The sequence below is a fragment of the Ruegeria faecimaris genome (assembly GCF_900182615.1).
In the GTDB taxonomy this organism is placed as follows: domain Bacteria; phylum Pseudomonadota; class Alphaproteobacteria; order Rhodobacterales; family Rhodobacteraceae; genus Ruegeria; species Ruegeria faecimaris.
The window spans coordinates 37,309-58,522 of the sequence record NZ_FXTE01000013.1 but is presented as its reverse complement, the minus strand read 5'-3'; the positions used below and the strand labels follow the sequence as shown (position 1 = coordinate 58,522).

Annotated in this window: 25 protein-coding genes; 8 read left to right on the top strand and 17 right to left on the bottom strand. The window is 58.5% G+C overall.

The genetic code is table 11. From position 1 onward, the window contains the following. Positions 1–106 precede the first annotated feature (106 nt). Complete coding sequence (locus FN806_RS16685) at positions 107–1,096, top strand: glutathione S-transferase family protein (protein ID WP_142639204.1); 990 nt, start codon at positions 107–109, stop codon at positions 1,094–1,096. Here the strand turns inward: FN806_RS16685 and FN806_RS16680 are convergent. After that, positions 1,078–1,440: a response regulator transcription factor gene (locus FN806_RS16680; protein ID WP_142639202.1), complete on the bottom strand. Its 363-nt coding sequence runs from the start codon at positions 1,438–1,440 to the stop codon at positions 1,078–1,080. The two genes, FN806_RS16685 and FN806_RS16680, sit on opposite strands and share 19 nt — an antisense overlap. 183 nt (positions 1,441–1,623) lie before the next feature. Between FN806_RS16680 and FN806_RS16675 the strand changes: the two genes are divergently transcribed. The 3 genes from FN806_RS16675 to FN806_RS16665 are packed head-to-tail and all read left to right on the top strand — an operon-like array spanning position 1,624 to position 4,681. Beyond that, positions 1,624–2,589, top strand: coding sequence for a threonine-phosphate decarboxylase (locus FN806_RS16675; protein ID WP_142639201.1), 966 nt, complete (start codon positions 1,624–1,626; stop codon positions 2,587–2,589). Beyond that, a complete protein-coding gene (cbiB, locus tag FN806_RS16670) occupies positions 2,586–3,506 on the top strand; it encodes an adenosylcobinamide-phosphate synthase CbiB (RefSeq protein WP_142639199.1) in 921 nt (306 codons plus the stop codon). The genes FN806_RS16675 and cbiB overlap by 4 nt, the downstream gene beginning before the upstream one ends. A gap of 11 nt (positions 3,507–3,517) precedes the next feature. Continuing rightward, positions 3,518–4,681, top strand: coding sequence for a lytic murein transglycosylase (locus FN806_RS16665; RefSeq protein ID WP_142639197.1), 1,164 nt, complete (start codon positions 3,518–3,520; stop codon positions 4,679–4,681). A 20-nt stretch (positions 4,682–4,701) separates the two neighbouring features. On the opposite strand, the gene FN806_RS16660 is transcribed toward FN806_RS16665, so the two are convergent. The 5 genes from FN806_RS16660 to FN806_RS16640 all read right to left on the bottom strand — a co-directional run bounded on the left by FN806_RS16660 (position 4,702) and on the right by FN806_RS16640 (position 11,305). After that, positions 4,702–5,499, bottom strand: a complete 798-nt coding sequence (locus FN806_RS16660) for a class II glutamine amidotransferase (protein WP_142639195.1) — start codon at positions 5,497–5,499, stop codon at positions 4,702–4,704. 162 nt (positions 5,500–5,661) lie between these two features. Continuing rightward, positions 5,662–6,012, bottom strand: a complete 351-nt coding sequence (locus FN806_RS16655; RefSeq protein ID WP_142639193.1) for a hypothetical protein — start codon at positions 6,010–6,012, stop codon at positions 5,662–5,664. Between the two features lie 54 nt (positions 6,013–6,066). Then, on the bottom strand, positions 6,067–9,522 hold the full coding sequence (locus tag FN806_RS16650) for a chromosome segregation SMC family protein (RefSeq protein WP_142639191.1): 3,456 nt from the start codon (positions 9,520–9,522) through the stop codon (positions 6,067–6,069). A 140-nt stretch (positions 9,523–9,662) separates the two neighbouring features. Beyond that, positions 9,663–10,070 carry a hypothetical protein gene (locus tag FN806_RS16645; RefSeq protein WP_142639189.1) on the bottom strand — a complete coding sequence of 136 codons (408 nt, stop codon included), beginning with the start codon at positions 10,068–10,070 and terminating at the stop codon, positions 9,663–9,665. Positions 10,071–10,114: 44 nt separating this feature from the next. Beyond that, positions 10,115–11,305 (bottom strand): aminotransferase-like domain-containing protein, encoded by a 1,191-nt coding sequence (locus FN806_RS16640; RefSeq protein WP_142639187.1) that lies wholly within the window; start codon positions 11,303–11,305, stop codon positions 10,115–10,117. A gap of 150 nt (positions 11,306–11,455) precedes the next feature. Between FN806_RS16640 and FN806_RS16635 the strand changes: the two genes are divergently transcribed. Together FN806_RS16635 and FN806_RS16630 are read left to right on the top strand one after the other, a co-directional pair. After that, on the top strand, positions 11,456–12,226 hold the full coding sequence (locus FN806_RS16635) for an FCD domain-containing protein (RefSeq protein WP_142639185.1): 771 nt from the start codon (positions 11,456–11,458) through the stop codon (positions 12,224–12,226). Continuing rightward, complete coding sequence (locus FN806_RS16630; protein WP_142639183.1) at positions 12,226–12,720, top strand: metal-dependent hydrolase; 495 nt, start codon at positions 12,226–12,228, stop codon at positions 12,718–12,720. The genes FN806_RS16635 and FN806_RS16630 overlap by 1 nt, the downstream gene beginning before the upstream one ends. Here FN806_RS16630 and FN806_RS16625 read toward each other — a convergent pair. The 7 genes from FN806_RS16625 to FN806_RS16595 all read right to left on the bottom strand — a co-directional run bounded on the left by FN806_RS16625 (position 12,717) and on the right by FN806_RS16595 (position 17,422). Next, the gene (locus FN806_RS16625) at positions 12,717–13,577 is read right to left on the bottom strand and encodes a glycosyltransferase family 2 protein (RefSeq protein ID WP_142639181.1); all 861 of its coding nucleotides are present in this window, start codon (positions 13,575–13,577) and stop codon (positions 12,717–12,719) included. The genes FN806_RS16630 and FN806_RS16625 overlap by 4 nt on opposite strands. Positions 13,578–13,755: 178 nt before the next feature. After that, positions 13,756–14,316, bottom strand: coding sequence for a F0F1 ATP synthase subunit B (locus FN806_RS16620; protein ID WP_142639179.1), 561 nt, complete (start codon positions 14,314–14,316; stop codon positions 13,756–13,758). A gap of 5 nt (positions 14,317–14,321) precedes the next feature. Continuing rightward, positions 14,322–14,873 (bottom strand): F0F1 ATP synthase subunit B', encoded by a 552-nt coding sequence (locus tag FN806_RS16615; protein ID WP_142639178.1) that lies wholly within the window; start codon positions 14,871–14,873, stop codon positions 14,322–14,324. A gap of 86 nt (positions 14,874–14,959) precedes the next feature. Continuing rightward, positions 14,960–15,184 carry a F0F1 ATP synthase subunit C gene (locus FN806_RS16610; protein WP_005981269.1) on the bottom strand — a complete coding sequence of 75 codons (225 nt, stop codon included), beginning with the start codon at positions 15,182–15,184 and terminating at the stop codon, positions 14,960–14,962. Between the two features lie 48 nt (positions 15,185–15,232). Next, on the bottom strand, positions 15,233–15,991 hold the full coding sequence (locus FN806_RS16605) for a F0F1 ATP synthase subunit A (protein ID WP_142639176.1): 759 nt from the start codon (positions 15,989–15,991) through the stop codon (positions 15,233–15,235). A gap of 2 nt (positions 15,992–15,993) precedes the next feature. Then, entirely contained in the window at positions 15,994–16,326 is a 333-nt protein-coding gene (locus tag FN806_RS16600; RefSeq protein WP_142639174.1) for an AtpZ/AtpI family protein, read from the bottom strand. Positions 16,327–16,510: 184 nt separating this feature from the next. Next, entirely contained in the window at positions 16,511–17,422 is a 912-nt protein-coding gene (locus tag FN806_RS16595) for a DMT family transporter (protein ID WP_142639172.1), read from the bottom strand. A gap of 83 nt (positions 17,423–17,505) precedes the next feature. Here FN806_RS16595 and FN806_RS16590 point away from each other — a divergent pair, with 83 nt between their 5' ends. Further along, a complete protein-coding gene (locus tag FN806_RS16590; RefSeq protein ID WP_142639170.1) occupies positions 17,506–17,838 on the top strand; it encodes an ArsR/SmtB family transcription factor in 333 nt (110 codons plus the stop codon). A gap of 5 nt (positions 17,839–17,843) precedes the next feature. On the opposite strand, the gene FN806_RS16585 is transcribed toward FN806_RS16590, so the two are convergent. The 4 genes from FN806_RS16585 to FN806_RS16570 all read right to left on the bottom strand — a co-directional run bounded on the left by FN806_RS16585 (position 17,844) and on the right by FN806_RS16570 (position 20,479). Then, positions 17,844–18,347, bottom strand: a complete 504-nt coding sequence (locus FN806_RS16585; RefSeq protein ID WP_246097296.1) for a universal stress protein — start codon at positions 18,345–18,347, stop codon at positions 17,844–17,846. 9 nt (positions 18,348–18,356) lie between these two features. Continuing rightward, positions 18,357–18,620 carry a hypothetical protein gene (locus tag FN806_RS16580; protein WP_142639168.1) on the bottom strand — a complete coding sequence of 88 codons (264 nt, stop codon included), beginning with the start codon at positions 18,618–18,620 and terminating at the stop codon, positions 18,357–18,359. Positions 18,621–18,689: 69 nt separating this feature from the next. Then, the gene (locus tag FN806_RS16575; protein ID WP_142639166.1) at positions 18,690–19,604 is read right to left on the bottom strand and encodes a DMT family transporter; all 915 of its coding nucleotides are present in this window, start codon (positions 19,602–19,604) and stop codon (positions 18,690–18,692) included. Beyond that, positions 19,601–20,479, bottom strand: coding sequence for a LysR family transcriptional regulator (locus FN806_RS16570; protein ID WP_142639300.1), 879 nt, complete (start codon positions 20,477–20,479; stop codon positions 19,601–19,603). Before FN806_RS16570 ends, FN806_RS16575 begins: the two co-directional genes overlap by 4 nt. Positions 20,480–20,596: 117 nt before the next feature. Here FN806_RS16570 and FN806_RS16565 point away from each other — a divergent pair, with 117 nt between their 5' ends. Continuing rightward, complete coding sequence (locus FN806_RS16565) at positions 20,597–21,178, top strand: FMN-dependent NADH-azoreductase (protein WP_142639164.1); 582 nt, start codon at positions 20,597–20,599, stop codon at positions 21,176–21,178. The last annotated feature ends 36 nt before the right edge of the window (positions 21,179–21,214 follow it).

The following is a 21,214-nucleotide window of genomic DNA, read 5'->3' as shown; positions in this document are numbered from 1 at the left end:
CATTCCAACCTGTGCGAAAACGCAGGCACAATGCGCGGCGGCTCGCATAGGATCGGTCCCCTTCAAAGCGTATGTTCCGGGAAACCGCATTACGGAGGATCCAAGCATGGGCTTATTGGTCGACGGCAAATGGCACGACACATGGTATGATACCAAATCCACAGGCGGCGCTTTCAAGCGTAGCGCGGCGCAATTTCGCAACTGGTTGACCGCTGATGGCAGCGCCGGACCCTCGGGCACGGGCGGCTTCAAAGCCGAACCTGACCGGTACCATCTTTATGTCAGCCATGCCTGCCCCTGGGCCCACAGGACACTGATATTCCGCGAACTGAAAGAGCTGTCCGATCTGATCCCGGTTTCGGTTGTACACCCAGACATGCTGAACAAGGGATGGACATTTGCAACCGACGAACACGGGGCGGCGGGCGACGTACTGTACGGAATGGACTATGCCCACCAAATCTATACCAAGGCTGACCCGACCTATTCGGGGCGCGTAACCGTTCCGATCCTGTGGGACAAGGAACAGGAAACCATCGTCTCAAACGAAAGTTCGGAAATCATCCGGATGTTCAACTCGGCCTTTGACGGGATCACCGGGAACACCGATGATTACTGGCCCGAGGCGATGCGTGACGAAATCGAACAGGTCAATGCCCGCGTCTATTCCGACATCAATAACGGGGTCTACAAATCCGGCTTTGCCACCAGCCAGGCGGCATATGACGCAGCCGTTGGCCCGCTCTTTGACACGCTGGACTGGCTCGAAGACCGGCTGTCCACCAGCCGCTATCTGATGGGCGACCGCATCACCGAGGCCGACTGGCGGTTGTTCACCACGCTGATCCGGTTTGATCCGGTCTACCATCTGCATTTCAAATGCAACCGGCGGCGTCTGATCGACTATCCCAACCTGTGGGCCTATACCCGCGAGCTGTACCAGTGGCCGGGTGTCGCGCGGACCGTGAACTTAAACCATATCGTGCGCCACTATCACTACAGCCATGAGAGCATTAACCCGCACCGGATCATCCCGACGAACCCGATCCTGAACTATCTGGAGCCCCATGGGCGCGATCAGCGCCCCGCCGCGTAATGCTCAACCATCGCCGCCAGATCCTCTGGCGGCGTGCCGCTTTGCACATAAGCGCAGGCATTCGGGCTATGGGCAAAGATCGAGCCATCCGAAAAGAAAGTGGTGTTGGTCACGAAGATCACCCGGGCCTCGGGCCTGCGATAGCTGGCAAAGTCAGCCACAGCCAAGGCGCTACCGGTTTCCAGCACCAGATCCATCACGATGATCTCAAATTCGGCACCATAAAGGGCAAGGATCGCATCCTCTTGCCCGGTCACAAGCGTGACCTCGGCACCCTGTCGCTCAAGATGCCTTTTCCAGACCCGACCTAAATCAGGGTTACTCTCAACAATCAGTACATTCATCATCAACAACCTCGGCACTTATATTGGTGAGTGGTGCCGACCCCTAAGGTTTGTGTTCACGCGAATTCATTAACAAAGTGTTAACCAGGCCTGAGCACACCTCTGATCACGCGGATTTGCTTGTAAAACCGGCAGAAATCCGCTTGAAACAAGCAAATTTTGGTGATTCCGGCGAGGGGCCCGATGGCGCGCGAAAACAGAGATTTGAATCCGCGGGCCGCCCGGGACCATGGCGGTGGGCTGGATGGGGCCATGTCTGTCTATGGCGGCAAGCGCAACGATTGGATCGACCTGTCCACCGGAATCAACCCGGTTCCCTACGAGGTTGCCGGGCTCACCCCATCGGATTGGACGGAACTGCCAGACCATGGCGCATTTGAACGGCTGACCGATGCGGCCCGCAGTTTCTGGTCTGTTCCCGAAGGTGCAGAGATCCTGCCTGCACCCGGCGCATCTGCTCTGATCGCCCGCATTCCTGCGCTGGCTGCAACCGGCCGGGTTCAGATTACCACTCCGACCTATAACGAACATGCCGCCGCCTTTGCCGCGCAGGGCTGGGCGCTACAGAACTCCGGCCCAGTTGAGGCACGCGTGATCGTGCACCCCAACAACCCAGATGGGCGCATCTGGAGCGTGGGCGATGTGGATGCCCCCCTGACGATTATCGACGAGAGCTTTTGCGACGTCACGCCCGATGCCTCGCTGATCCATCTTGCCGACCGGCCCGGTGTTATCGTGCTAAAAAGCTTTGGCAAGTTCTGGGGGCTGGCGGGGGTTCGGCTGGGATTTGCCATCGCACGCTCCGGTCTAATCGCACGTTTGAACGATCTGACCGGGCCTTGGGCGGTCTCAGGTCCCGCCTTGCGGATCGGAGAGCAAGCGCTGCGCGACACGGCCTGGGCTGACGAGACCCGCCTGCTTTTGGCGGCCGATGCCGCCCGGATGGATCGGATGGTAACGCAGAAAGGCGCGCAGCTGATCGGCGGCACCAGCCTGTTCCGGCTCTATCAGGTCAACGACGCCAGCGCCTGGCAAGACCGTCTGGCCCGCGCACATATCTGGAGTCGTGTATTCCCCTATTCGCAAACCTATCTGCGCCTTGGCCTGCCACCGGCAGATGGCTGGGCGCGGCTTGAGGCGGCCCTGTGAGCACCGCCTTTATCTTGATCTGTGCGATGTGTCTGGATGCGGCACTGGGCGAGCCGGATTGGCTGTGGTCGCGCGTCCGGCACCCCGCCGTTATGATCGGTAAACTTATCGGGTGGCTTGACGACCGCCTGAACCATGGCTCGTACCGTCGCCTTAAGGGCACAGCTGTTGCCGCGCTGCTGGTCGCAGGTGCCGCTGGGCTTGGGGGGCTTCTGTCTTTGCTTGGCCCGATCATCGGCACCATCATCTGCGCTGTGCTGTTGGCACAAAAATCGCTGGTGGAACATGTTCGCGCTGTTGGCGAGGGTTTGCAGACCTCGCTGGTCGATGGGCGCGCGAAGGTCGCCATGATCGTGTCACGCGACACCAAGGACATGACCGAAGCACAGGTCGCCCGATCCGCGATCGAGAGCGCGGCTGAAAACCTCAGCGACGGAGTCATCGCGCCGGCCTTCTGGTTTCTGGTGGGTGGCCTGCCAGGGCTTCTGGTCTACAAGGCGATCAATACCGCCGACAGCATGGTCGGCTATCGCACGGATAAATACCGTGATTTCGGATGGGCAGCTGCGCGGTTGGACGATGTCCTGAACCTGGTCCCGGCACGACTGACATTTCTATTGATCGTCATCTTGTCAAACCAATGGGCGAAATGGGAGCAGATGGTGGGCGATGCGCGCCGCCATATCTCTCCCAACGCTGGCTGGCCCGAGGCGGCAATGGCACGCGCGCTGAGCGTGGCCCTTGCCGGGCCGCGCAGTTATGACGGAAAGCTCCGTGATCTGGCCTGGGTCAACGGCAATGCCCCGCGCGAAATTGGTGCGCCAGAGGTTTTCCGCGCATGTGACATGCTTTGGAGGATATGGGGGCTTGCGCTTGGCCTCGTGTCAGTGTGGGTTGGGGTCAGCTTCATAATCTGACGGACCTGTCCATGCGTTTTCTTTCCGGCCTTGTTGCCGCCGCCTTGTTTGCTTCACCTGCGTTTGCCCAATGTGGCGGGGGTTTCAATTCCTTCGTGAAGGGGTTGAAGGCCGAGGCCGTTCAGCAAGGCTTTGACAAATCCACCGTCAATGCCTTCTTCAAAGGTGTGCAACAAGACAACGCGGTATTGAAAGCCGACCGGGCACAGGGCGTGTTCCAGAAACCGTTCATTGATTTTTCGCGACACCTGATTTCACAAAACCGGATCGACCGGGGTCAGGCCATGTCGCGCAAATACGACGCGGTGTTTGACCGGATCGAGCAACAATATGGTGTCTCGCGCGGGGTGCTGTTGGCATTTTGGGCGTTCGAAACGGATTACGGGGCGTTTCAGGGGGATTTCAACACCCGCAACGCGCTGGTGACGCTGGCGCATGATTGCCGTCGTCCAGAATTGTTCCGGCCTCAGGTGTTCGCCGCGATTGAGCTGTACAGCCGGGGAAATTTCGACCCGGCCCGCACGTCAGGTGCTTGGGCTGGCGAGATTGGAATGGTACAGATGCTGCCCCGAGACATTCTGGAAAACGGGGTCGATGGCGATGGTGACGGCAAGGTTTCGCTAAAGACCTCTGCGCCCGATGCGCTTATGTCGGGCGCCAAGATGCTGTCGCATCTGGGCTGGCAACCGGGGCAGCCTTGGCTGCAAGAGGTCACTGTACCCGCACGGATAGATTGGTCGCTATCGGGCCCGGGCAAACCGCGTTCGGTTTCTGACTGGCAGGCGATGGGCGTTCAGGCACGCAACGGGTCCCTCACCAACCTGCCCGCCTCGCTGATCCTACCGCAAGGGCATAACGGGCCTGCCTTTCTGGCCTATCCAAATTTTGATGTGTATTTCGAATGGAACCAGAGCTTTGTCTATGTGCTGACCGCAGCCTATTTCGGCACCCGGCTTGAAGGGGCACAGGTCTATGACGCGGGCAACGCGGCCCAAGGCTTATCTGGTGCACAGATGAAGCAGCTGCAAAGCAAGCTGCACGCGCGCGGCCATAATGTGGGCAAGATCGACGGGATTCTGGGCGCAGGGACCCGCGCGGCTGTCCAGTCAGAGCAAGCACGACTAGGCCTGCCTGCGGATGCCTGGCCAACGGCTGAGTTGTTGAACCGGCTCTAGTCGCTCTTCGATACGGCGATCTAGGCGACTTCGGCGTCCAAAGATCGCCCGTTCGGCTCAAACACATGCATCTGCAGCCTATCGCCGCGTGTCTCGATGGCGGTATTTGCCGGGATCTCGGCCCAATCGCCATTCTTCGCATCCAGCGGCTCAGACGCGATAATGATCCCATCATCGCAGGGCCTGTAATGCAGGCTGGGTGCGAAACGGTCCGAGGCATAGCGCGCAGCAAACAGGCGATCTCCATCGGACCAGCAGGCGGCAAAGCGCATATGGGGTAGGCTTCCTTTGGCGCGGGCAAGCACTTCGACACGGTGCACCGCACGCTCCATCGCGGCGATGGGTTCGGCGTCCAACCCTTCGCCATGGGCAATCAGAAAAATCGCCTCGCTTTCAGTTGCGCCAAGGCGATGATCGTACAGGTGGCCCGGTATCATCCCGTCAAGCTGTTGGCGGATACGGTCATGGCCACCTGCCTGCCCGTTATGCATAAAGCTCCACTTACCACAGCCAAAAGGATGGCAGTTGTTCCGCGACGTGGCAGTCCCAGTTGAGGCACGTACATGCGCCAGGAACAGGTGCGATTTCGTGTGATGGGTCAACTGTTTCAAGTTGGCATCCGACCAAGCCGGGTTGGTGTCTTTGTAAAAACACGGCGTTTCGCGCCCGGAATACCAGGCCAACCCAAAACCATCCGCGTTGATCGGCGTTTTGCCAATCAGGGCGTTTCTGCTTTGATGCACCAGCGACTGTTCCTGGTCCATGACAAGTTCGTCCAGAAACCGTTTCGCACCCGCCCAAGCCAGAAATCTGCACATCGACCCGCCTCTTTTGATCCGTTGTTGATACGGGAACTTACAACAACGCGGGGTGAGAATTCGCCCCTGATCCCCATCTAATTTTGAAATATTACGATTAAATGACCACCAAAGATCCAAATTTTCAGATCATTTTCAACAGATGCCGCGGTTTCTTGAATGTCACTCGGGCCGTACCGGGAAACGCTCTCCCTTTTCCGTGATCAGGATCAGGCGTCCAGCACTCAGGACATAAAGATCACATCGACCGAACCCGTTTCTGTATTGCACGCAGATACTGCCATCCTCCGCGATGGAATAGGTTCCGAACGCGGATTCTCCGTTGGCATAGGTATAGGAATAGGCCCCGCCAGCCGAGTATCGCGACTGCCCGTCATCATAAAAGGTCAGCGTCCGACCCGCCAGCGCCGTCAACTCTTGTTGGGTCAGAGGGAGGTCATCGGGCTTGGTCGTCCATTCCGCGGCCCCTAAAGGGGTAGCAGTCAGTAGGGCGATGATCAGGAAACGGGTCATGGCAGCAGCCTAACCCAATTCTTACGAAACCGCTCATAACGTTGCAGTGAGAGGTCAGGCGACCATCTGTTCGGCTTTCTTCAGATCAACCGAGACCAGCTGGCTGACACCCTGTTCTTGCATGGTGACGCCGAACAGACGATCCATCCGCGCCATGGTCACCGCGTGGTGGGTGATGATCAGGAACCGTGTGTCGGTCTGGCGGCACATCTCGTCCAGAAGGTCGCAGAACCGGGTCACGTTGGCATCATCCAGCGGCGCATCGACCTCGTCCAGAACACAGATCGGAGCCGGGTTCGCCAGAAAGACGCCAAAGATCAGGGCCGTCGCGGTCAGGGTCTGTTCACCGCCCGAAAGCAGGCTGAGCGTCGACAATTTCTTGCCCGGCGGCTGGCACATGATTTCAAGGCCGGCATCCAGAGGGTCGTCGCTTTCGACCATGACCAGATTGGCCTCGCCACCACCAAAGAGATGCTTGAACAACATGGCGAAGTTCGAATTCACCTGTTCAAACGCGGTCAGTAGCCGTTCGCGTCCTTCGCGGTTGAGGCTGGAGATGCCGCTGCGCAGCGCTTTGATCGCCTCTTCGAGATCGGCCTTTTCGCCGTTCAGCGTGTCGAATTCTTCCTGAACATCTTTGCTGTCCTCTTCGGCACGCAGGTTTACCGCGCCCATCGCATCGCGCTGGCGTTTGTGGCGGTTGACCTCGGCCTCAAGAGCATCAGCAGCTGGCATCTGGTCGGGATTCACATCCAGCTGGTTCAGCAACTGGTTCGGGGTTAGCTGTTGATCCTCAGCGATACGCTCGGCCGCTGCCGATACGGCCTCTTTGGCGGCATCACAGCGCGCCTCAGCGGCGGCACGGCTTTCGCGCGCTTCCGAAGCCAAACGTTCCGCTTCGCGCTCAGCCAGCACAATCTCTCGCTGGCGGGACTCGGCGGCAGCCAGCTTGTCGGCGGCCTCGGCCCGGCGGGCTTCGGCAGTTTCGATTAATTCGTTCAACTCTTCACGCGCCTCGGCGATTTCGCCCGGAGCAGCCATCGCTTCGGATAGCTCTTCCTCGGAACTTTCCTTGCGCTCGGCCAGTTCCGAGATCCGCTTTTCGGCGCTGTCCAGGCGGTGCCGCCAACCGCTGAGGTCCTTGGTGACCTCTTGTGTACGGCGGGTACGGGCCTCGCCCTCGCGGCGCAGCTCGTCATGGGACGAGCGGTGAGTCAGCATCGTGATCCGCGCCGCCTCGACCGTCTGTTTGATGTCTTCGACCTGCGCGCGGGCATTGTCGAGATTGCCCAGACCGGTTAAGGCGCCCTCGGCCTCGCGCAGTTGGGCGCGGGCGGACATCGCATCCTCTTTGTGGCGATCAACGGCAAGCGCCAGCGTTTCCAGCCTGCCCTGCGCCAGATTGCGATCGGCCTCGGCCCTGCTGAGCAGACGCGCGGTTTCAGCCATGCGCTGATCGGCGGCGCGGCGTGCCTCGCGGGCGCGGCGGTCAGCCTCGGTCACGTCGGCCAGTTGTTGCGACAGCGTCTCGTGCGCGGCGCGGGCCCCGTCGGCCTGCGCCTCGGTCCTGGCCAGTTCCTGTTTCAGTGCCTCAAGTTTGTTGAGCTGTTCAAGCCGCAGGGCGGCCGCACTTGGCGCATCCTCGGCCCAGGCACGGAATCCGTCCCACCGCCACAGGTCGCCCGAACGCGAAACCAGCCGTTGACCGGGTTTAAGCGAGGCTTGCAAGCGTGCGCCCTGATCCGCGTCAACCAAACCGATCTGCGCGATCCGGCGGCTGAGGCGATCAGGACCGGATACATGCAAGGCCAGCGGCTCGGCCCCATTGGGCAGCGATTGATCGGCATCATAGCCAGCAACCGGTACCCAGCCTGATGGCCCGTCGCCCTCGACCAAGGGTGCCCTCAGATCATCCGCAAGCGCAGCGCCCAATGCCTTTTCATAACCCGGAGCCACACGCAGCATGTCGAGCACCTGCCCGCCTTCTGCGGTATCCCGTTCAACCAGCTTGGCCAGAGCTGTGGTCTCGGCGCGGATCGCACCCAGCTCACCTTCAGCTTCGGATCTTTTCGCACGGGCCTCGGCCTCGCGGCCCTGGGTTTCATTGCGTAACTCGTCAGCGGCGGCCAGTGCCTCTTCGGCGGCTTCAGAGGCCTCGCGAGCCTCTTCTTCACCCTCTTGCGCTGCCTCAAATGCCTCGGCGGCGCGGGTCAGGGCTGTTTTCGCCTCATCCACCGCTGCGCGGGCCTTTTCCTCTTCACCTTCCGACCTGGCCAGCGTTTTGCGGCTGTCGTCGACCAATCGCTGGCCGGACTGGTGGCGCGCAACCAGACGCGCCATATCCTCAGTCTCTTGTGACAAGTGGTCTTCGCGGTCTTGCAGGACAGCGGCCGCTTCGCGCGCGACCTCGGCGGCCTCGGCGACTTTTTCGTCGTGGCCATCGGCAGCTTTGGCCAATTCACGAGCTTCCCATTCCAGCCGTTCGATCATCTGCCCCGCATCGCGGTTCAGCCCGGCCTCGCGCTCGATATCGTTACCAAGCTGCTGAATGCGATTAGTCAATGTTTCAATCGTCTGACGGGCGCGGGTTTCCTGATCCGACAGCTGATCCCGCTGCACCTGTTGGCGCTGCAGGACGGCGGCGGCAATGGCCTCTTCCTCGCGCAGGGGCGGCAGGGTTTCTTCGATTTCGGCCCGATTGGCGACGGCAGAGCGTGCTTCAGCTTCGGCGCGCGACGCCTCGGTCAGGCGTTCGCGCAGCTTTTCCTCGGCCTGCTGGCGGGCCATGTCGGCCTCTTTCCAGCGACGATAGAGCAACATGCCTTCGGCTTGGCGCAGCTGCTCTCCGATTTCGCGATAGCGGGCGGCCTGACGCGCCTGACGGGCCAGCTGCGCCAGCTGTCCGCCCAGTTGTTCCAGCACGTCATCCACACGGGTCAGGTTGGCCTCGGTACCCTTCAGCTTCAACTCGGCCTCGTGTCGGCGCTGATAGAGGCCCGAAATTCCGGCCGCCTCTTCCAGAATGCGGCGGCGAGAGCGGGGTTTGGCGTTAATCAGTTCGGCAATGCGGTTCTGTCCGACCAGCGCCGGAGAATGTGCACCCGTTGACGCGTCGGCGAACAACATCTGCACATCACGCGCCCGCACATCCTTGCCATTGGTCTTATAGGCGCTGCCGACATCTCGGGTGATGCGGCGGACAATCTCAAGCTGGTCGCTGTCATTGAAACCCGAGGGCGCGAGCCGCTCGGAGTTGTCCATGGTCAACACAACTTCGGCAAAATTGCGGGCCGGCCGCGTGGCGGCCCCGGCGAAAATCACATCTTCCATCGCGCCACCGCGCATGGATTTGGGTCGGTTTTCCCCCATCACCCAACGCAGAGCTTCCAGCAGATTGGATTTGCCACAACCATTAGGCCCCACAACACCGGTCAACCCATCCGCGATAATCAAATCGGTCGGATCAACAAAGCTTTTGAAGCCGGTGAGTTTGAGTTTGCTAAAGCGCAAAGGCAATGGGTCCCGTGATTCCTATACCTTCGAAGTCTGCGCAACGGATTGGGGGTGAGTCAACGGAGTCGCGCAGGATATGGGATATATGGCCCACTTATCCACAACATCTTGCCTAAATCCGCAAGAAAAAGCACGATTCAGTAGGCTGTACACTCAAAGACCTGATAGCCGTCGCCGTCACCAAGGTCATGAAACAGCCCGGTATCAATGCATTCGTAATTCGGGACCGAAACCGCCGTCAGCAGCAACTGCTTGCCCATTGCGCGGTCACAACCCAAAACCCCAACGGTCACGGCCGCGTCGCCCAGGACATCCAGTATCGGGCACCCCGAGACCTGAGCCATCGCCATGGCCGCTCGTTCGCGGATCGGGCCAAGACGCGGAGCGTATTGCGAATTGACCCGAACGGCTTCGGCCAGATCTCCGCGCACGCGAACATCAAATACGCTGCCATTCACAGCGATACGCTTCGCCTGAACATCGCGAAAGTGAGGGGTCCCAGCCGAGCATGCTGCCAGCATCAGAAAAGACAAAATCCGGATCATATCCGCATCATTGCCAAAACTGGTTAACAGAACCTTTCCTTCGCTCAGGCCCTAAGTACTATCCCCAAGCGGCGAATACCTTCGCGGATCGTATCCTCATCCGAGTTCGAGAAACTCAACCGGATCGTATTGGCGCCCGAACCGTCCGCGAAAAAGGCCCGGCCCGGCACAAAGGCCAGTTTCACTGTGTCGAGCGCACGGGCCAGCAGGTCTGCCCCGTTCATACCAGTAGGCAGAGTCACCCAGATGAACATGCCACCCTGGGGATGCGTCCACTGAACGCCATCGGGCATGTTCTGTTGTAACGCCTCCAGCATCGCGTCGCGCCTGGCACCATAGGCCTTGCGCAACAATGGGATATGCGTGGCAAAATGCGTGCGCGCAACCTGCTCAACCGCCATCTGGTTCAATGTGGGCGAATGCAAATCCGCCGCTTGCTTGACCAACACCAGTTGCGAGATAATGGGCTTGGCGGCCACCACCCAGCCAACGCGCAAACCGGGAGACAGCGTTTTCGAGAAGCTACCGCAATAGATCGTACGGCAGGCCTCGATCGACCCTTTTCGCGCCTGTTCTAACGACAAAACCGGAGGGATGGCATCTCCTTCATAGCGCAGAGCCTGATAGGCGCCGTCCTCAATCACTGCGATATTCAGATCATCGGCAAGATCCAGCAGGTATTCTCGACCACGTAGGTCAACGGTCTCACCGGTTGGATTTGCGAAATCAGGCGACAGATAAGCGAATTTGACTGCGCCCTCGCCAGCAGCTTCGGAATATTCGGCGGCACCTCTATTGCCATTAAGCATAAGACGGTCGAACCGGGGCTCGTAGGCATCAAAGGCGTTGATCGCCCCCAGATAGGTCGGCCAGCCGATCAACGCAGTATCCCCTGGCGACAAATAGAGCTTGCCCAGATAATCCAAGGCCTGTTGCGATCCCGAGGTGATCAGGATGTTATCGACACTACAATCGACGCCGATCTCGCGCATATGCTGCACAAGCCATTCGCGCAATGGACCATAGCCCTCGCTGACTGAATATTGCAGCGCCTGCGGCCCAGCATTCAAAGCGGCCTGACAAGCTTGGGCAAAGGCCTCGGTGGGAAACAGGTTTGGGTCTGGGATGCCGCCGGCGAACGAGATGATTCCCGGCTGATCAAGAAGTTTCAACAACTCGCGAATTTCCGATGCTTTCATCCGGGACGCGCGCGTTGCAAACAGATTCTGGGTCATCCTTGGCCTCCTCCTGCCCTGTTGCGACCCACCCTAGGTGCAAATTTTATAATGTCAATATTGCTGACCTAAATTCAACTCCACCCCCCTGCTTGAACCAGGCCCGGATACGTGGTCATATGAATTGACCAATTTCGAAAACGCGCCGCCATGCCCTTCCAAAAGATCCAAACTGAAAAGCTGTCCATTGCGGTGGTCAAACAAATCGAGTTGCTGATTCTGCGCGGGATCCTGCGACCCGGCGAACGTTTGCCTGCAGAACGGGAACTGGCCGACCGTCTGGGCGTTTCACGCCCCTCACTGCGCGAAGCGATCTCTGATCTTCAGCATCAGGGTTTGCTGACAGCCAAGGCGGGGTCAGGAATCTATGTTGCCGAAGTCTTAGGTTCGGCTTTTTCACCGGCTCTGATCCGGTTGTTCAGCAGCCATGACGAGGCGGTTTTCGACTATCTGTCCTTCCGCCGGGACATGGAAGGGCTTGCAGCAGAACGCGCGGCAAGACTGGGGTCGGAAAGCGACCTGAAGGTCGTACAGGCGATCTTTGACAAGATGGAAGCCGCCCATGCCCGCAATGCGGCCGAGGAAGAGGCCCATCTGGATGCGCAGTTCCACATGGCCATCATTGAAGCCAGTCACAACGTGGTCATGCTGCATATGATGCGGTCGATGTTTGACCTGCTACGACAGGGTGTCTTCTACAATCGGCAGATGATGTTCCGGCAGCGTACGACGCGAGACGCCATTCTGGATCAGCACCGGGAAATCAATTCAGCGCTGCAGGCTCGCGACCCTGAGGCGGCGCGCGTTGCAGTCCAGGAGCATCTGGGCTTTGTTCGCATCTGCATGGAAGACCACCAGAAAGCCCTGCGGAACGAAGCCATTGCGCAGCAGCGCCTGGACCATGAGACAGGACAGCACTGATGTTCATTGGGCACCTACCTGGTGCGTATCTGGTCTTTCGCACTGCGACGCCCGGATTGGATAAAGCTGCGTTTGCCGCTGCGATGATTGGTTCCATCGCCCCGGATATCGATTTGCTGTGGTTCTATTTCGTAGACAATCGCAGCCACCACCATCACGAATACCTCACACACCGCCCTCTGCTCTGGCTCGGCATCCTGACGCTCGGCCTGCTGCTGCGGCTAAGATTCCCGCGCGCAGGTCTCATTACTGCAGCCTTCGGCGCCGGGGGTCTGGTGCATATGACCTTGGATTCGATTGTTGGCGAAGTGGCATGGGCTTGGCCAATTTCCGAATTCACCCACCCGCTGGTGATTGTTCAGGCCACGCATTCTCATTGGATTTTATCTTTTCTAAGCCATTGGACCTTCAAGATCGAAATCGCAATCACTCTCCTGGCGGCCTATGTGTGGTGGACCAGCAGGCGGGAGAAACAGCAGGGCCTTGAGGTTTAAATTCCGCTCAACCGCCGCTTAAGACTGTGAACCCACAAATTTGGCCGTTTCATTGCCTTCGGGTCCTGACTGGACAGCGACGGAAACAACCCTTCAGCTTCGGTCCGAGAGCGCAATTCCAACGGCGTGTCCAATATCGCCCCGATCAGGTCATCCGACCGGCTCTGCGCCTGACGCTCGACCTCAATCGCCTGAAGCATTTCCGCATGGTAAGCCTCAGCCGCTTCGGACCGCTGGCCCTTGCGGAACCGGAAAGCCCCGACCTGAGCATGCACGGGCACCAAATCGGTATGTCGCGAAAACCGCAGCCATAACTCTCCGTCGACGGCAAGCTTGAGGTTCTCGTTTAGTTGGCCCCCGACCTGATCCCAAAGGTCACGCCGCCAATAGGTCGATTCCTGCTGAACCCACTGATAATCCCCGGCAAGCAGTCTTACCCGTGAAACAGGCTTTGGGCGCCGTACAGTCAGGACATTGTCTTCTTCGTCAATGCACGTGACCCGCCCGGTCATCCAATTCATGTTTTTGTTCAACGCAAACAGCGATCCTACCGTGGCAAGGCCGCCGGGAATAAGAACATCGTCCGAATTGATCCAACCCATTACGTCGCCCGTGGCCACTGCAAAGCCTTTGTTTACAGCGTTGGCCTGCCCGGTATCCGGGCCCGAGATGATATGTGAAAACGAATCGCGGTACTTTTCGACCACCTCCATCGAACCATCGGTGCTACCGCCGTCCGACAGGATCAGGTCCAGCTTGGGATATTCCTGCTCGAGCACAGAGAGGATTGTCCGTTCGATGAAATCGACGCAGTTCAGGTTGGGAATAACGACACTGATCGTCGGCAATTCGGTCATAAAGGGCTCTTATCCAGTCCGGTTTCGGCATATGCCGTCGCACGGGCGCTAAATTTGGTTGGAGTGTTTCCGAATATGTAACGCAGACAATCGGTCCCCGGTCAAATCGGGAAGCGGGGCGCGAGATTCGCAGCCCAATGTCCGGACCCGGCAGATGTGCTGCCGGGCCGGAATTGTCTTAGTGAAGCCTTTCGTTCACATCCGCAATGGATGCGTCGATCAACTTGTTGGCCTGCGTGGCGGTCATCTGCTTGGCCAGCACAGCATTGGCTGCAGAAATAGCAACGGTGATGGCCTGATCGCGGACTTCCTTGACAGCCGACGCTTCAGCCGATGCAATCTGGTCCTGCGCGGTCGCCAGACGGCGCGCGATGGATTTCTCCAGATCGACCTTGGCTTGCTCAGCTGCCAGAACCGCATCTTCCTTTGCGGCGGCCACGATGGCATCCGCCTGACCCTGAACCTCGCGTTGCTTGCGCTCGTACGAGGCAAGCAGGCTACGCGCTTCTTCATGCAGGGCGCGAGCTTCGTCCAGTTCGGACTTGATGCCTTCGGCACGCTTATCCAGCGCTCCACCGATCATGCCCGGGACCTTGAAGTAGAACAGGACTGCGATGAAAACGATGAAGCCCAGCAGAACCACAAAGTCGGTGTTGCCAAGCGAGAAAAACGGGCCACTTGCGGCCAGCGCGGGGCTGGCGGCAGCAAATGTCAGGATAAGGGCAAGAGTGTTCCGCATGTCACTTATCCTTTTGTCTGCGCGTCAACCGCACCGTTGATGGTTTTGGCATCAGCCTCGCCACCCAGAGCGGTAACTAGTTCTACTGCCGTATCCTTGGCAACGATTTGAATGCTTTCCAGCGCACCTGCACGGATGTCGGCAATAGCCTTTTCCGATTCAGCCGCTTTTGCAGCGATTTCAGCATCTGCCTTGGCAACCGCGTCATCCAGACCAGACTGGATTTCGGCGCGTGCTTCGGCAGCGATACGCTGTGCCTCAGAACGGGCATCGGCCAGCGCCTTGTTATAGGCCTCTTCAGCCTCGACCGCTTTGGCCTTTAGATCTTCGGCCGCAGCCAGGTCATTTGTAATGGTCCCCTGACGTTCCGCCAGGATTGCCGCGATGCGGGGCAGAGCCACGCGGGACAGGACCAGAAAGATGACGACCAGCGTGATGACCAGCCAGAAAATCTGGTTGGGGAACCAATCGAAGCAAAGCTGAGGCATACCAATCGCCGACCCATGAGAGTCAACGCAGGTGCCAGCCACCTCTTCGTATACGGGTTCTGTCGCCATGATGTCCTCCGTCGGAACGTTGTCTTTACAACAGGCGGGCCGCTATGGCTTGGGCCCACCTGCGCGTAAGGATCAGGTTCCGCAGATTAGACGGCGAACATCAGCAGCAGCGAAACTAGGAATGCAAAGATCCCCAGGGCTTCTGCAAATGCGATACCGATGAACAGGGTTGCGGTCTGCGAAGCAGCCGCCGAAGGGTTGCGCAGAGCGCCAGCCAGGAAGTTGCCTGCTACGTTGCCCACCCCGATTGCGGCTGCGCCGGAACCGATTGCTGCCAGGCCTGCGCCGATGTGTGCGAGATCGCCTTCCATGATGTTTCTCCTTACGAATTGGAAGTTTCGATGTTTGGGTATCGGACCTTAGTGCGACGGATGCAGTGCATCCTTCAGATATACACAGGTCAGAATGGTGAATACGTAGGCCTGGATAAAGGCCACTAGGACCTCAAGACCGTACATTGCGGTGATCGCCAGAACGGACACAGGCGAGATCACTGCAATCGCGGCAAAGCCTGCGAAAACCTTGATAACCGCGTGGCCTGCCATGACGTTACCGGCAAGACGAATAGAGTGGCTGACCGGGCGAACGAAATACGAGATCAGCTCGATAATCGCCAGGATCGGGCGCAGCGCCAGCGGCGCGCTGGAGACCCAGAACAGGCCCAGGAATCCGGCGCCGTTCTTGACAAAACCCAGAATGGTCACAGTCAGGAACACGGCCAGCGCCAGTGGGATGGTCACGGCGAAATGCGATGTAGTTGTGAACGAGGTCGGGATCAGACCCAGGAAGTTCGCGGTCACGATGAACATGAACAGGGTCATGACATAGGGGAAGTATTTGACGCCATCCTTGCCGCAGATGTCTTCAAGCATCTTGTAGATAAAGCCATAGGCCAGTTCGGCCACCGACTGCATGCGCGTCGGGACAATGGCGCGCTTGGACGTGCTGAGCACCAGCAGGCCGATCACGGCGAGAATTGCGAAAAACAGCCACAGAGTGACGTTAGTGGGCGTGTACCAAGCAATCGCACCGTCGCCAAAAAGCGGTTTGACGATGAACTGATCCATCGGATGGAAAACCAGGCTGCTGCCTTCTGCTGCGGTGGTCTCGGTTGCCACGTTCAGTCCCTCTCGTCTTCGTCGGCCTTGTCGGCCATCTGTTTCTCTTGCGCCTGTTGTGCGCTGCGGAGCATAACCTTTACCCCGGCGACCAGACCCAGCAATGTGAACAGCACCAGAAAGATCGGGATTGTCCCGAACAGGCTGTCCAGCCCGTATCCGATGCCAAATCCGATCCCCAGACCGGATACCATTTCGATGACCATCCGCCAGGCAAGCTCGCCTCCCGAATAATCGGCGTCCGCACGGGCCTCAGGCTTTGACTTGGCCTTTTTCGCCGCCGTGATCTTAGCCTCAAGCTGCGCCATACGCTGCTTTTGGTCATCATCAGTCACGGGCGTTTCCCTCGTACAGTCTTGGGCACGGTGCTAAGGGGCGGAGAGCGCAGAGTCAACGGCGTTGGCAGCTCGAATTGCCGCACTTTACTCTGTTGTTTTTAAAGGTATTTATTCTGAGTCAGCATAGGCGTGATCAGCCCGAACCACAGGAAGCGGGTACAAAGGTACGGAATCCGCATATTCAACCTTTTGGTTGATCTTTGCCCGACACCCCCTGCCAGATACGTCTGATCACGCGCCCGTCGATCAGCAGCAGACCGGCGAAGATCGCTGCCATTCCCAGTAGATGCTCGGGCCGCAGGGTTTCCCCCAGCACCCATGTTCCAAGCACCAGCGCTGAAACAGGCGCAATCAATGTCACTGTCGAGATATTGGTCGGGCCAACTTTGGGCAGCAGCCAGTAGAACGCGATAAAGGCGGCGGATGTCAGCACAAACCCAATCATCGCCAGCGAGGCCCAAGTCTCGGCCCGGGTTATATGGGGTAGTCCTTCTTGCCAAAGCGCCAAGGGCGTGATGGCCAGCGTAGCACCCGTCAATGCAAGGGCGGTCAGAACCACAGGCTGCATATCCCGGAAGGCCCGCGCGATGTTGACTGAGAACGCATAGCAGATCGGTGCGCAAAGTGTCAGAAGGATCGCCCAAAATTCGGACGACGCGCCACCGCCCAGTACAGGCAGGGACAGCGCAACGATACCGGTGAAGCCGCAAACCACGCCCAGAGACTTTAACAGGGTGGCACGTTCGCTTCCGGGCCAGAAATGCGAAACAATGACGGCAAAGGCCGGTGTCGTTGCATTGACGATCCCTGCCACACCCGAAGCGATATGCTGTTGCCCAAGCGCATAGAAGGCAAAGGGCGCGGCATAGCTGAGCGCACCAAATCCCAACAACCCAAACGCACGTGCCAGTGTCAGATTGACTGGCAATCGCGCCCCGATCACATAGACCCAGCACCCCAGCGCCCCAAATGCAACCCGTCCCATCGACACCGAAAGCGGCCCAAGTTCCCGCAGCAAAATGGCATTAAACATGAAGGACATGCCCCAGCCGATGCCAAGAATACAAATCACCAGCCAGTATTTTAGTGACATCCCAACCCCCGAAACACATGCCGGGGCACAGTGACCTCATACCGAAAATTGTCAAACCGGTTCTTGCGCTTTAGGAAAGGAGTATGTCCAACGATCTCGATACCGTTTTTGCGGCCCTTGCCGACCCCACACGCCGCGCCATCCTTGCGATGCTGCTGGAGGATGACATGGCTGTGACGGATGTCGCCGAACCGTTCGAGATGTCGCTTGCCGCGATTTCAAAACACCTGGTGATCCTGACCAGAGCCGGTCTGATCAGCCAAGAAAAGCGCGGACGGGTGAAGTGGTGCAAGCTGGAGCCTGACGCGCTGCGATCCGCATCCGTCTGGATGCAAGGGTTCGGGCAGTTCGAGCCGGTCAATCTGGACGCGTTCGAACGATTTCTTGAGGTTGAACTGCCCGCAGCCGAGGAATGATCCGCCTACCTGACTACAAAAACAGAGACACTGGCATGTTTCGCCAAATACCCCGCATGGCTCGAGAATATATAGTCGGTAATACGCGGCGCATGGGTGCCGACGACGATAAGGTCAGCTTCGATTTCTTCGGCAGTCCGTGTCAAGTCACCGTCAACTTCGGCGGCGACATCAACCGAATGGATATTGCGATACGCCACTTCAGTCCCGCTGCTTTCAGCCAACTGTTTGGCAAAATCACGTAGGTTCTTGTCAATCGCAGCATCTGACTGAACAGGGTCACCCGGTTGGGTGCCGGTGACACTGACCAAAGTAATCTTGGCCCCCTGCCATTCGGCTATAGCTGCTGCAACTTTGGCGGCCTTGCGCACCTCGGGTGGCAGATGAAGATCAACCGGGATCATGATATGACTGTACATGGGACGTTCCTCCTTGGCCTGAAGCATAGAGAAATCAGAGGGTGCCAGGCCTTGATCTGCCTCAACACCGTCGCCCGCTTGGTCAAACATTGAAACGGGCTAGCCTTCCTGACTGTATTCAACACCGGTCACGACCCCCGAAGGGTCCGCCCGACACAACCACGGGGCCTGGGCCCCGGTAACGGAAACCGTCGTGACCGACCCGCCCGGTTCGGTATCGGTGGACAATGCCCGAACATCCCCGGGCCGCGTTCCAGTTTCGGCTGCGACCAGCGCCTCGCAACTGGCTTGTAAATCCGTTTCAGATGACCCGGCACAGGCGCCGCAAGCCACCAATATCATTATGGAAAGAACTGGTTTCATGTCGTCCCCTTGGACGTTTCATATTCTGGTCTAGGACCAAGCCTGACACAATTTGGTCGTTTCACAAGTTCAATCAGCTTGCGGCAAAGGACGCGCGGGTTTGCCCTCCTCGGATTTCAGCAGCAAAACCAGGGCCAGGATCGTCAGACCGGCACCAAAATAGACGACAGGGCCAACCGCCTGCTGCCCCAGAGAGATTTCCCACAGAATGACCCAACTGGGAACCAGATAAGTATAAGCCATCACCTTTGCCGATGGCAGGCGCAGCGTTGAATACTGAACCAGCACGAAACTTGCCGCGGTTGCAAAGACCGAAACATAAATCAAACCCACCCAGACGATTGCTGGCAGGTTCGTCCAGTCGGTAGCACGGATCTCGGACCAGCCGTAGATCGTCAGCATCAGGCATCCCGCCAGAAGCGTACCAAAGGTAAACACCACTGCAGGCTCTCCACGGTTCAGCTTGCGTACAAGGGGGGTATACAAAGCATGCGCGACACAGCCCCAGAAATAGATGATTTCCCCCTGCCCGATATCGAACGCGCGCACGGCTTGCCAATCGGCGCGAAAGATCACCCACAGCGCGCCGACTGCCCCAAGGGTCAGTGCAAGCGCCATCCTTGGTGTGGTGATCTGGCGCAACAAGATCCAACCGGCGAATGCGGCCATAACCGGAGTCAGCGTAAAGACCGCTGCCGCGTTGACAGGCGGTGCAGTTTTCAACCCGTAGAACATCAACACGAAATAGGCCGCGAATACTCCGCCCAGAACCAAATAGCGCCACGGGGCTTGTGCCGCGCTGCGCGGCAGACCGGTGGTCATAAGGGCGGCACCCCCAATCACCACGGATGCGATGCCGAACCGGGCCGCGGTAATGGCTTCGGGCGCGATCTGATTGGCGATCAGTGACCCCAGCGAGAAACTCCCTGCAACCAGGGCCGAAAAAATCAGCATGGCCAGATGGCCACGCGCCTGTTGACTCATTTTGCCCAGCTCTTGGATTGCTCTTTCAGATAGGTCAGAAAGGCCTGCACCTTGGTCGTGCGATGCAGATCCACATGGGTAACAAGCCACAGATCACCAAACCACTCCGGCATCGGGTCGATCACTTCGACCAGATTCGGATCTCCTGCAGCTGACCAACGTGGCATGAAACCGATACCCGCGCCGGACAGGACCGCCTCGCGGATACAGAAGTTGTTGGTACAACGGAAGGTGATGCGCTCGGCTGGCACGGTCTGGCGCAACCAGCGGGAAAACGGCGCTCGGCTGTTTTCGTCATCGGTACTGATGAAAGAATGATCCGCAAAGTCATCCAGGCTGCCAGGCTTGCCGTGCAGCGCGACATAATCGGTGCTGGCGTATAACCCGACCTCTTGCTTCATAAAGGACTGAACCACGTTGTCGGGCTGATCAGGCGCTGACCCGGCACGGATCGCCACGTGCGCCTCGCCATATTCCAGACGAAACAGCCGATCACCGGTCAGATACCGGACGATCAGTTCAGGGTGCCGTCGCTGAAACTCGGCAAGAACCGGCACCACCAAAGACGCCAGAGAGGACAGCGACGTCACGACCAACTCGCCCGACACGTCATCACCCCGACCCTTCATCCGGCCGATCAGTTGATTGAACTGATCCTCAGTCGCCTGTGCCACACGCAACAGGTCCTCTCCGGCTTCTGTCGGGGTATAGCCGCGCGCATGGCGCTGGAACAGCTTGACCGCCAGCCGGGCCTCAATTGCATCAATGTGGCGAATGACGGTGGCATGATGCACACCCAGGACCTCCGCCGCGCCACTGACCGTTCCCATACGCGCCACCTGATAGGCGGTTCTTACCTCGTCCCAGTTGTCCACTGCGGTTTTCCATTGTGCAAATTCTAACAGACCCTGTTGACTTACCAGAGTTTTGTTCGCTCGCGCAACGCTCATATCGGGCCAAGACACATCCTGTACACCAAAGGAAATTGAACCATGACCAAAACTATCCTGCATATCGACGCATCGGCCCGCCGCGAAGGCTCGACCACTCGTGACCTGTCGGCACGCATCGTCAATCACCTGGGCGCTGACCGCATAATTCGCCGTGACCTTGCCACTCCCCTGCCGCTGCTGACCGAAGCCTGGGTCAGCGCAAATTTCACCCCTGCCGATCAGCGCAGTGCCATGCAACAGGACCAGTTATCCCTGTCTGACGAGCTGGTAACCGAACTGCAGCAGGCCGATACGCTTGTCATAGGCCTGCCGATCTACAATTTCTCGGTGCCCGCGGCGTTCAAAGCCTGGATCGACCTGATTGCCCGCGTCGGAGTGACCTTTTCGTATTCCGAAAGCGGTCCAAAAGGCTTGTTGGATGGAAAGCGCGCGGTTTTAGCCGTGGCGTCGGGTGGCACAGCTGTCGGGTCTGATGTCGATTTTGCCACCTCCTATGCCAAGCATGTACTTGGCTTTATCGGTATCCATGACGTCGAAATCGTCGCCGCCGACCAGTTGGCGCTGGATGCCGAAGGTTCTCTCAGCAATGCACGAAATGCGGTTTCGCAACTGGCAGCCTGATTGACCTTCACCTCAGAAAGCGTCCAGTCTGTCCTG

What these genes read in the sequence shown, in the direction of transcription:
- FN806_RS16660 (WP_142639195.1), bottom strand. Translation starts at nt 5,499, where the DNA reads ATGTGCAGATTTCTGGCTTGGGCGGGTGCGAAACGGTTTCTGGACGAA.
- FN806_RS16565 (WP_142639164.1), top strand. Translation starts at nt 20,597, where the DNA reads ATGACCAAAACTATCCTGCATATCGACGCATCGGCCCGCCGCGAAGGC.
- FN806_RS16655 (WP_142639193.1), bottom strand. Translation starts at nt 6,012, where the DNA reads ATGACCCGTTTCCTGATCATCGCCCTACTGACTGCTACCCCTTTAGGG.
- FN806_RS16645 (WP_142639189.1), bottom strand. Translation starts at nt 10,070, where the DNA reads ATGATCCGGATTTTGTCTTTTCTGATGCTGGCAGCATGCTCGGCTGGG.
- FN806_RS16585 (WP_246097296.1), bottom strand. Translation starts at nt 18,347, where the DNA reads ATGTTTGACCAAGCGGGCGACGGTGTTGAGGCAGATCAAGGCCTGGCA.
- FN806_RS16590 (WP_142639170.1), top strand. Translation starts at nt 17,506, where the DNA reads ATGTCCAACGATCTCGATACCGTTTTTGCGGCCCTTGCCGACCCCACA.
- FN806_RS16575 (WP_142639166.1), bottom strand. Translation starts at nt 19,604, where the DNA reads ATGAGTCAACAGGCGCGTGGCCATCTGGCCATGCTGATTTTTTCGGCC.
- FN806_RS16615 (WP_142639178.1), bottom strand. Translation starts at nt 14,873, where the DNA reads ATGGCGACAGAACCCGTATACGAAGAGGTGGCTGGCACCTGCGTTGAC.
- FN806_RS16625 (WP_142639181.1), bottom strand. Translation starts at nt 13,577, where the DNA reads ATGACCGAATTGCCGACGATCAGTGTCGTTATTCCCAACCTGAACTGC.
- FN806_RS16680 (WP_142639202.1), bottom strand. Translation starts at nt 1,440, where the DNA reads ATGAATGTACTGATTGTTGAGAGTAACCCTGATTTAGGTCGGGTCTGG.
- FN806_RS16665 (WP_142639197.1), top strand. Translation starts at nt 3,518, where the DNA reads ATGCGTTTTCTTTCCGGCCTTGTTGCCGCCGCCTTGTTTGCTTCACCT.
- FN806_RS16640 (WP_142639187.1), bottom strand. Translation starts at nt 11,305, where the DNA reads ATGACCCAGAATCTGTTTGCAACGCGCGCGTCCCGGATGAAAGCATCG.
- FN806_RS16675 (WP_142639201.1), top strand. Translation starts at nt 1,624, where the DNA reads ATGGCGCGCGAAAACAGAGATTTGAATCCGCGGGCCGCCCGGGACCAT.
- FN806_RS16685 (WP_142639204.1), top strand. Translation starts at nt 107, where the DNA reads ATGGGCTTATTGGTCGACGGCAAATGGCACGACACATGGTATGATACC.
- FN806_RS16610 (WP_005981269.1), bottom strand. Translation starts at nt 15,184, where the DNA reads ATGGAAGGCGATCTCGCACACATCGGCGCAGGCCTGGCAGCAATCGGT.
- FN806_RS16635 (WP_142639185.1), top strand. Translation starts at nt 11,456, where the DNA reads ATGCCCTTCCAAAAGATCCAAACTGAAAAGCTGTCCATTGCGGTGGTC.
- FN806_RS16620 (WP_142639179.1), bottom strand. Translation starts at nt 14,316, where the DNA reads ATGCGGAACACTCTTGCCCTTATCCTGACATTTGCTGCCGCCAGCCCC.
- FN806_RS16595 (WP_142639172.1), bottom strand. Translation starts at nt 17,422, where the DNA reads ATGTCACTAAAATACTGGCTGGTGATTTGTATTCTTGGCATCGGCTGG.
- FN806_RS16580 (WP_142639168.1), bottom strand. Translation starts at nt 18,620, where the DNA reads ATGAAACCAGTTCTTTCCATAATGATATTGGTGGCTTGCGGCGCCTGT.
- FN806_RS16630 (WP_142639183.1), top strand. Translation starts at nt 12,226, where the DNA reads ATGTTCATTGGGCACCTACCTGGTGCGTATCTGGTCTTTCGCACTGCG.